Below are 2,549 nucleotides of genomic sequence, written 5' to 3'. Positions count from 1 at the left end.
TGTCCGTGGCCAGTGAATACTCCCCATAGGCGGCCAGATAAGGCCCCGCTGATGGCCACCGGGTTCCCCGTAGACGGCCAGATATCTCCCCGGTAGAGAGTCCGGGATGTCGTGCGGCAAGGCTGCACGAGGTGAAGAACAGCAGGGAGATCATGGAGATCCTTGAGGCGTATGACCTCACGGGGAGTTACCGCGCCGCGGCCGAGTTGGCCGGGTGTGACCACCACACGGTCGCGCGGTATGTGGCCCTGCGGGAAGCCGGTGAACCGCCTGTGGCGCGGGAGCACCGTGTCCGCCCGATCGACGAGTACTTGCCGAAGATCGAGGAGCTGGTGGTGCGCTCCAACGGCAAGGTCCGCGCTGATGTGGTGCACCAGCGAATCACGGCGATGGGGTTCACCGGCGGTGAACGCACCACCCGCCGCGTGGTCGCGCAGGTGAAACAGCGACTGAAGGCCGGTCAGCGGCGGGTGTTCCGGCCGTGGATCGTGGAACCGGGCCTGTGGTTGCAGTGGGATTGGGGCCACGGCCCGAAAATCGGCGGCCGGCAAACCCAGCTGTGGTGCGCATGGCTGGCGTGGTCACGGTTCCGGGTAGTGATCCCGGTGATGGACAAGACACTGCCGACGATCGTAGCTTGCCTGGACACCACGTTGCGTCGGATCGGTGGTGTTCCGACGTATGCGTTGACAGACAACGAGAAAACCGTGTCAGTGGACCATATCGCAGCGATCGCGGTCCGCAATCCCGACATCGTCGAGGTGGGCCGGCACTACGGGATGACGATCCGTACTTGCGTTCCGGCGGACCCGCAGTCCAAGGGCGGGTCGGAAGCGACGGTGCGGATCGCGAAGGCGGACCTGGTGCCCACCGACACCAACCTGCTGGAGGACTACCGCAGCTTCGGCGACCTCGAGACAGCCTGCCGGGAGTTCTGTGAGCAGGTCAACGACCGGCCGCACCGCGAGACCCACCGCCGCCCTATCGAGGCGCTCGCGGAAGAACGGACACGGCTGCATCCGTTTACCCGTAAGCCTTTCACCGTCGCGTTCGGCACCACCAGGCGCGTCAACTGGGACGGCACCGTCTCGGTCGAGGGGGTGCGGTATTCGGTGCCGCACCCGCTGGTCGACACCCGGGTCTGGGTCCGGTTCCACGGCGACGACCTGATCGTCACCTCCGTCGACGACAACGGCCCCACCGAGGTCGCCCGCCACACCCGCTCGACACCGGGCAACCCGTCGATCCAGGACGAGCACTACCCGCCGCGGCCCGATCACCATGGCGACCGGACGCCGCGGGCCAGCTCGGCGGAGGAGGCGGCGTTCCTGGCACTGGGCAGCGGCGCGGCAGCCTGGCTGACCGAAGCCGCAGCCACCGGCGCCCGCCGGATCCGTCCGAAAATGGCCGAAGCGGTCACCCTCGCGAAGCTGCATCCTGCCGAGGAAGTCGACCGGGCGCTGGGGATCGCGGCGATCGCCGGGCGGTTCGCCGAGAACGACTTGATTCGCATCCTGACCCACCACACCGGCCGCGACGCGGGCGAACCGGCGCGGGCCAGCGAGGACCACAGCCTGCAGCCAGGCACCTCCGCCTGGTCGAACTTCGGCCTCCCTGCCAGCGACAACGACTCTGAAAGTGACCTGTGATGACCTCTGGACTGCGCGTCGCCGGCCCCGCCGGTGACCCTCTCGCCGAAGCCGTCGCGCTGACGAAACGGCTGAAACTGCCGCATCTGCGGCGCGCGTTGACCGACCTGATCCCGACCGCGAAAGCGCAACGCTGGGACCCGGCCGAGGTCGTGCGGGTGCTGCTCGCCGAGGAAGCCGCCGGCCGCGACGCGGCGAATCTGCGGACACGGCGCAAACGGGCCGCGTTCCCCGCGGGCAAGACCTTCGGTGACTGGGACGAGCAGGCTTCCTCCATCGCCCGGCCCACGCAGGACTCCCTGAAGACTCTGGAATGGGTGCGGAATAAAGAGAATCTCTGCATCTGCGGACCGTCGGGGACCGGCAAGTCGCACTTCTGTGAAGCGCTCGGGCAGGCCGCGATCGAAGCCGGGCTGACCGTCGCCTGGTTCACCATCGAGGACCTCGGCGCACTCGTGCGCCGGCATCGGGTCGACGACTCCATCACCCGAGCGTTGGCCAGGTTGATACGCACCGATTTGATCATCATCGACGACATCGGTCTCTTGCCGGTCAGTCCTGACGCGGCTGAAGGGTTCTACCGGCTGGTCGACGCCGCTTACGAACGACGCGCGCTCGCCGTGAGCTCGAACCTGCACCCGTCAGGTTTCGACGAGATCATGACGAAAACCTTGGCCACTGCGACAGTCGATCGGCTCCTGCACCACGCGCACGTCGTCGTCACTCAAGGTGACAGCTTCCGGCTCGCCCAAGCGACCTCCGGACAGGGGGTCAGACCGCTGCGTTGATCTGAGTCCTAACCAGGCGGGGAAGTATTTGGCCGCGGTTGGGGAGATCGGCCTGGCCGCCAGCGGGGAGAACATCTGGCCGCCTACGGGGAGAAAAAACTGACCATTGACA

The 2,549-nt window shown here is 67.0% G+C and carries 2 protein-coding genes; both read left to right on the top strand.

The window, feature by feature from the left end; translation table 11 throughout:
• Positions 1 to 131: 131 nt before the first annotated feature.
• Complete coding sequence (gene istA, locus ACM6LR_RS39265) at positions 132 to 1,649, top strand: IS21 family transposase (RefSeq protein WP_414945648.1); 1,518 nt, start codon at positions 132 to 134, stop codon at positions 1,647 to 1,649.
• Positions 1,649 to 2,437: an IS21-like element helper ATPase IstB gene (gene istB / locus ACM6LR_RS39260; RefSeq protein ID WP_414945647.1), complete on the top strand. Its 789-nt coding sequence runs from the start codon at positions 1,649 to 1,651 to the stop codon at positions 2,435 to 2,437. The genes istA and istB overlap by 1 nt, the downstream gene beginning before the upstream one ends.
• Positions 2,438 to 2,549: the final 112 nt, after the last annotated feature.

It is taken from the genome of Amycolatopsis sp. cmx-11-32, from assembly GCF_047608695.1.
Classification (GTDB): Bacteria; Actinomycetota; Actinomycetes; order Mycobacteriales; family Pseudonocardiaceae; genus Amycolatopsis.
The sequence above is the reverse complement of the archived record's forward strand: the minus strand, read 5'-3'. Positions and strand labels throughout refer to the sequence as shown.

Bases quoted from the DNA above. Each gene is read 5' to 3' on its own strand.
- istB (WP_414945647.1), top strand. From the start codon at position 1,649: ATGACCTCTGGACTGCGCGTCGCCGGCCCCGCCGGTGACCCTCTCGCC.